Source organism: Pseudomonas sp. GXM4 (assembly GCF_008923895.1).
Classification (GTDB): Bacteria; Pseudomonadota; Gammaproteobacteria; order Pseudomonadales; family Pseudomonadaceae; genus Aquipseudomonas; species Aquipseudomonas atacamensis.
Genome location: NZ_WBRZ01000289.1, coordinates 1 through 6,535 on the forward strand (window position 1 = coordinate 1; position 6,535 = coordinate 6,535).

At 62.8% G+C, this 6,535-nt stretch carries 5 protein-coding genes; 1 reads left to right on the forward strand and 4 read right to left on the reverse strand.

Annotated features, from left to right (window positions below):
- Positions 1 to 166: 166 nt before the first annotated feature.
- Positions 167 to 1,516: an MATE family efflux transporter gene (locus F8N49_RS23980; protein WP_151552856.1), complete on the forward strand. Its 1,350-nt coding sequence runs from the start codon at positions 167 to 169 to the stop codon at positions 1,514 to 1,516.
- A gap of 9 nt (positions 1,517 to 1,525) precedes the next feature.
- On the opposite strand, the gene F8N49_RS23985 is transcribed toward F8N49_RS23980, so the two are convergent.
- From F8N49_RS23985 to F8N49_RS24000, 4 genes are all read right to left on the reverse strand, one after another.
- Positions 1,526 to 2,317 (reverse strand): DUF4123 domain-containing protein, encoded by a 792-nt coding sequence (locus F8N49_RS23985; RefSeq protein ID WP_110644944.1) that lies wholly within the window; start codon positions 2,315 to 2,317, stop codon positions 1,526 to 1,528.
- On the reverse strand, positions 2,314 to 3,660 hold the full coding sequence (locus tag F8N49_RS23990) for a type VI secretion system Vgr family protein (protein ID WP_151552857.1): 1,347 nt from the start codon (positions 3,658 to 3,660) through the stop codon (positions 2,314 to 2,316). The genes F8N49_RS23985 and F8N49_RS23990 overlap by 4 nt, the downstream gene beginning before the upstream one ends.
- A gap of 233 nt (positions 3,661 to 3,893) precedes the next feature.
- Entirely contained in the window at positions 3,894 to 5,807 is a 1,914-nt protein-coding gene (gene speA, locus F8N49_RS23995) for an arginine decarboxylase (protein ID WP_016771856.1), read from the reverse strand.
- Positions 5,808 to 6,027: 220 nt separating this feature from the next.
- A complete protein-coding gene (locus F8N49_RS24000) occupies positions 6,028 to 6,399 on the reverse strand; it encodes a translation initiation factor Sui1 (protein WP_007914613.1) in 372 nt (123 codons plus the stop codon).
- Positions 6,400 to 6,535: the final 136 nt, after the last annotated feature.

Below are 6,535 nucleotides of genomic sequence, written 5' to 3' on the forward strand. Positions count from 1 at the left end.
CAGAGGGAGAGGCTGGGGTGAGGGGCTTTGAAATTCTCCACCGACCTGGAATATCGCGTCGAACTCACGCTTGAGAGCGACGAAGATCGGCCCCCTCTCCCTCTGGGAGAGGGCTGGGGTGAGGGTGTTTCTGCCGCTACAATCCCCGCTCCCCCAAGGAGCCTGCATGTCCTCTCTGATTACCGACTGGCGCGACCGCCCGACTCACCGCAAGGTCTGGGCGCTCGCCGCGCCGATGATTCTTTCCAACATCTCCGTGCCGCTGGTGGCGCTGGTCGACAGCACTGTCATCGGCCACCTGCCGCATGCCCATCAACTTGGCGCGGTGGCGGTCGGCGCCAGTCTGTACACGTTTCTCGCCTGGGCGATGGGTTTTCTGCGCATGGGCACCACCGGATTTGCCGCCCAGGCTGCCGGGCGCAGCGATGGCGCGGCGTTGCGGCAGATTCTCTTGCAGGGCCTGCTGCTGGCGATGGGGCTGGCCGTCGTGCTCGGCACTCTTGGCGTGCCGCTCAGCGGCGTTGCCCTGCACTTCATGCAACCGTCGGCTGAACTGGATCAGCTGACCCGGGAGTTTTTCCACACGCGTCTGTTTGGCTTGCCCGCAGCGCTGGCGACGTACGCACTGGTCGGCTGGTTCCTCGGCACGCAGAACGCGCGGGCGCCGCTGGCGATTCTGCTGAGCACCAACCTGATCAACATCGTCCTCAATCTGTGGTTTGTCATCGGCCTGGACTGGGGCGTGGTCGGCTCAGCGCGCGCTTCGGTAATCGCCGAATGGAGCGGCGCCCTGCTCGGCCTGTGGCTGACGCGCACGGCGTTGCGCGCCTATCCGGGGCAGATCATCTGGTCGGCGCTGAAAGTCTGGCAGAGCTGGCGCCCGCTGCTGGCGGTCAACCGTGACATTTTCATCCGCAGCCTCGCCCTGCAATCGGTGTTTTTCCTGATCACCGTGCAAGGCGCGCGGCTCGGCGATGCGACCGTAGCGGCCAACGCGCTGCTGCTCAACGGCTTGCTGCTGACAGCCCATGCACTGGACGGACTGGCCCACGCAGTCGAAGCCTTGTGCGGCCATGCCATTGGCGCCCGGGATCGCCTGGCCTTGCGTCGATCGCTGGTGGTGGCCGGCGGCTGGTCGCTGATCGCCAGCCTCGGGTTCGCTGTGCTGTTTCTGCTCGCCGGGCACCTGTTCATCGAGATGCAGACCGACATTCAGAGCGTGCGCGACACGGCGTTCATCTATCTGCCCTACCTCGCCGTGCTGCCGCTGATTGCGGTGTGGAGTTACCTGCTCGACGGCCTGTTCATCGGCGCCACCCGTGCGCGGGAAATGCGTAATGGCATGCTGCTGACGGTGTTGTTGCTCCTGCCATTCGCCTGGTTCTTGCAAGCGCTGGGCAATCACGGCCTGTGGATATCTTTTCTACTGTTCATGGTCTTGCGCAGCGTGACCCTTGGCGCGCAAGCCTTGTGGCTCAAGCGCAGCGATGGCTGGTTCAGCGGCAAGGCTCACTGACCAGAAAAGTCAGTCCGCCGCGCCCCACTGCCGACGCAGAAAGTCGAGCCGTTCCGGCTGGGTCAGTCCGGCCGGCGGCACGACCAGCACGGCGCGCGGATTGAGCAGGCGCAGCCATAGCCAGCCGTCGAGCACGGCACGGTCAGTAAAACCCAGCGCCAGGCCTTGTTGCACATGCACAGCAATCGTCTGGTAGTCAGCGCTCAGAGACTGGCACCAGCGCCAGATGTGCTGCTCCAGCAGACAGGTTTGCAGGCGTTCGCGCTGGCGCCGGGTCAGGCTTTCTTCGATGCCCAAAGGTTCGACGAGCAGGCCGGGATTGCGCAGCTGTTGCCAGCCCTGACTGCCGATGGCGCGGTCCGCCCAGGTGCCGCCAAACCAGCGCAACTGGCGGATCGGCCCGAGCCAGCGACTCAACTGCGTGGCGTCACAGGCGTCGAAGAAATAACTGGCGGTCTGGCGGTTGTAATAGCTGAGCAAGGCCCGATGATTCAAACCGAACGAGACGGTAAGCATGCGCTGCAAGTGGCTGAGCAGCTGCTGCGCCGGTATCTCGCAGCTCAGTAACAGGCCGCGCCAGGTGTCCGGGTCGCGCAGGCACAGGGCGGTCAATGCCGGGCTCTCGCGCAAATCGACGAGAACCGGACCGTGCTCACTGACCGGCTGAAATTCGGTGCCGTCGAACAACCGGTGCCGCTGCACATCGGCAAAGCCCTGGCGCAAGGTCAGCAAGGCGCGTGCCGCGTCCGGGGTGTCGAGCAACAGCCATTGCGCCATGGGCTCAAGCGCCGCGCCGCTCATCGTGCGCTGCTCTGATCGAGCGCGGTGAGCAGCCGGCAACTGCATACGGACTCGGCGCAGTGGTTGAAGCTGCCACCGCCCGGCATCAGGCACAGCAACAGCAACGGCTCGCCAGACTGCAACGATTGCTGCAACCCATCGCTCACCAGCAGTTCGGGGAGCGATACCGGTTCATCGTCCTCGACCGCAGCCTCTGGCAACACCGAGGGCTGGAGCACGCCACTGACCACCGGCTGATCGGGATCGCCCTCTAGAAAACTCACCACCACTTCCACGCCATCGGCGAGTGCCGCCGAGGGCAGCTCGTTCAGGTCAGGCGCGAGGGGCAGCCAGCAATGGCTCGGCGCTGCGCCTTCGCCCTGATACAGCCAGTCGAATTGCACCGCGACCGGCCGCGCGCGATCCGGCTGCGGCTCATCGACGCTGACCACCCAGGCACGCTGCAAGCTGTGCATGCGCTGCTTGGACTTCGCAGCAGCGGGCACACAGACGGGTACCCGCGCGGCCGCGAACAGGCGATTGCAATAGGGCGATTCGAGAGACTGATCGGCCCGATGCTCGATGCGGGTCAGCAGCCATGGGCGGTTGCATTCGAGGAAAGGATGGCCGTCCAGCGGCAACCACTGACCACTGCGCAAGGCCGGCAGATCGCTGTGGCCTTCGGAATCGGGTCCTCGCTGGCTGGCCTGCGAGTCTTCGCGCAGTCGCCATTGGCGGACGGCTGGAGCGACGCCATGCTGGTCATGCTCGCCCTGATAGTGCGCGACGTCTGCATGGGGCATCCGCGTCGGATCGTCGCCGAACACCAGGCAGTGCCTGTCGCGGTGATGTTCGAAGTAGTAGTGAATGCGCGCCTCTGCGCACAGACGCTGAAGCAGTTGCAGATCGGATTCGCGGTATTGCGTGCAGAAGGTGCGGGCCGGGTAGTCGCTGTGCAACTCGTAACGTCGTTGCAGGCCGACGATGCCATGTTCGCGCAGCACCTGTTCGATGATCTGCGGCACGCAGCGGCCGCTGAAGATGCGCTGGCTCAAACGCAGGTCGAGGCAGTCGAGCCTCGGCCCGAGACGTACTCGGCACAAACGCAAGCCATGGCCGTGCTCGTGCTGGACAAGGCTGTGCAATTGCCCGTGCACACCCTGGTCGGGCGCGCCGAAACACAGGAACGCGGAACGGTGCAGCAGGCCGGCGAGATCCAGATGCGGATCGTCGATCACCACATCGATCTCGAAGGCGAAGGGTTCGCTGAGCGCTTCCCTTCCGGTAAAGGCGAGAACTTCGAAGGGGTCGGACAGGCCCGCTACATCGAGACGAAACGACGGCTCGTTGACTGGATCGAACATGGGCGGATCTCTACAGGAGGGGCGGCCGGGGATTCTCGCCGAGAGGCATGGCCGAGTAGAGAGGCGAAGTACAACTTAGGAAATGACCTACGCGAAAAGCAGACCAGATGAGTTTGCTGACCGTGATAGCACAGGTTTTCTGGAAAAAATCAGGAGATGTCCCACCGGGTTGTCCGAATTTTCCACAGCTTGCGGAAAAAAATCGGACAACCCGGGCGGAACGCTATCGGGTCTCAGGAAGACAGATAGGAAGAGCGGGTCAGGCCCAGACGCAAGGCATCGAGGAACTGCGTGCGCTCGCTGGCACTGATGCGGGCACTGGCGCACTTGTCGCGGTAGTGAGTCATCAGTTCTTCCGGCGACAAGTGCACGTAACGCAGCATGTCTTCGATGGTGTCGTGGGTCTCGATACCGGCGTGGTACACGCTGCCGTCGGCGTTCTGGTAGATGTTCACCGAGTCGGTGTCACCGAACAGGTTGTGCATGTCACCGAGGATTTCCTGATAGGCGCCGACCAGGAACACGCCCAGCAGGTAATCTTCGCCTTCATTCAACGCGTGCACCGGCAGGCTGGTTTCGATGCTCTGCTCGTCGACGTACTGGTTGATCTTGCCGTCGGAGTCGCAGGTCAGATCCTGCAGCACCGCACGGCGCAGCGGCTCTTCGTCGAGGCGATGCAGCGGGATGATCGGCAGCACCTGATCGATCGCCCAGGTGTCCGGCAGGCTCTGGAACACCGAGAAGTTGCAGATGTACTTGTCGGCCAGCTTGTCGTTGAGTTCGTCGAGCACCTGGCGGTGCGAACGCTGACGCGCCTTCAGCGAGTTGTGCAGGCGACGGCACACGGCGAAGTAGCATTGCTCGGCCAGGGCTTTTTCCGCCAGTGTCAGCTTGCCGTCGGCGTACTGCGCGGCGACGTCGCTCATGTAGTGGGTGGCGCGCCAGTAGGTTTCGGTGACCATTTCGATGTCGGTCGGGCCGAGCAGATCGACCAGCCACTGCACGGTTTCCGGCAGGCTTTCCTTGTTCTCGATCAGCGGGATTTCGTCGTTGTGTTTCTCGACGTCGGTGACCTGCACCACCAGCATCGCGTGGTGCGCGGTCAGCGAACGACCACTCTCGGAGAAGATGTGCGGATGCGGCAGGCTCTGCGCGTCGCAGAATTCCTTGAGCATGCCGACCACGACGCCGGCGTAATCGTCCATGTCGTAGTTGATCGAACTGGCGTTGCGCGAATGCGTGCCGTCGTAGTCGACACCGAGGCCGCCGCCGACGTCGATGTGATCGACCGGCAGACCGAGGTTGCGCAATTCGCCGTAATAACGGATCGCTTCCTTGAAGCCGTGCTGATAGTCAGCGAGGTTGGCAATCTGCGAACCCATGTGGAAGTGCAGCAGGCGGATGCCCTGATCCAGGCCGGCGCCACGGAAGCGCTCGACCACCGACAGCAGTTGCGCCGCCGACAGACCGAATTTGGATTTCTCGCCACCGGTGTCCGCCCATTTCGACGAGGCCAGCGACGACAGGCGCACGCGCAGCCCCACCTGCGGCTTGACCTTCAGCGAGGCGGCTTCTTCGATCACCAGGCCGACTTCGGATTCTTTCTCGATGACGATGAACACGTTGTGGCCGAGCTTCTGGCCCATCAGCGCCAGACGGATGAACTCGCGGTCCTTGTAACCGTTGCAGACGATGGTGCCGCCCTTCGGCGCCAGCGCCAGCACGGCCAGCAGCTCAGGCTTGGAGCCGGCTTCCAGACCGATGGAGACGTTCTGGGTGGCGATAATGTTCTCGATCACCGCTTCCTGCTGGTTGACCTTGATCGGGTACAGCGCGGTGTATTTGCTCTGGTATTCCAGGCGCTCGATGTTGGAATCGAAAGCGCCGGTCAACTGACGGACACGGTCTTGCAGGATGTCGGGGAACCGCACCAGCAGCGGCAAGGACAAACCGCTCTTGCGCAGTTGGTCGACTTGCTCGAACAGGTCGATAGGCGAGCTGCTCGGGCCGTTCGGACGTACTTCGACGCGACCGGCTTCATTGATCGCGAAATACCCGGCCCCCCAATGGCGAATCCCGTAAACGCTGCGGCTGTCCGCAACTGTCCATTGGCTGCCATCGTCTTTACGTGTGCGTCGTACGGACATCGAAGTCCCCTATAAAGAAGTCAGAGTGCGTCGCCTGAAGTGCAGGCCGGCGCAGTCTAAAGAATGAAAATGACGGTTCGTCAGTGCGGCGGTAGACCGCACTGACTGCGTGGAGTTTAGAAACCGGTCATGAACAGGCTCTGTGAAAACCATGGCGACGACGCCGGATCCGAGAACACTCGAAGCCGGATCAAGCCGCCGGAGGGTTTCACAGAGGCTGCTAGCCGCCGGATTTCTTCGCTTTGAAACCGTGTTTGATCAGCTCTGCCAAGAGTAGCTCGACGTGATCGCCCTGGATTTCGATGATGCCGTCCTTCAACGCCCCGCCGGTGCCACAACGTTTCTTCAACGTCGTCGCCAGCTCCTTGAGCGCGTCTTCGGCAAGAGGCACGCCGGTGATGGTGGTCACCGTCTTGCCGCCACGGCCCTTGCTTTCGCGACGCACGCGGGCAATGCCGTCACCGGCCGGAATCACGGTTTGTTTGCAGATACAGGCGTCCACCGGCTTACTGCATTCCGGGCAATGACGACCTGCGTCGGTGGAAAATACCAGGCCGCCCAGGGCGGCGAAGGATGCGGCTTTCTTGGCCACCGGCAATCCTCTCGGGAGGACAAAGACTGATCGCAACCTTGGGCAAGGTCAGCGACCGCGAAGCCCCACTCAGGCAGGGGCAGCGCTACTGCATCGGAAAACTTTGAACGCTGGACTGAATCTGTAGGAGCTGACG

Coding starts and splice junctions, on each gene's coding strand:
- F8N49_RS23980 (WP_151552856.1), top strand. CDS start 167: ATGTCCTCTCTGATTACCGACTGGCGCGACCGCCCGACTCACCGCAAG.
- F8N49_RS23990 (WP_151552857.1), bottom strand. CDS start 3,660: ATGTTCGATCCAGTCAACGAGCCGTCGTTTCGTCTCGATGTAGCGGGC.
- F8N49_RS23985 (WP_110644944.1), bottom strand. CDS start 2,317: ATGAGCGGCGCGGCGCTTGAGCCCATGGCGCAATGGCTGTTGCTCGAC.
- speA (WP_016771856.1), bottom strand. CDS start 5,807: ATGTCCGTACGACGCACACGTAAAGACGATGGCAGCCAATGGACAGTT.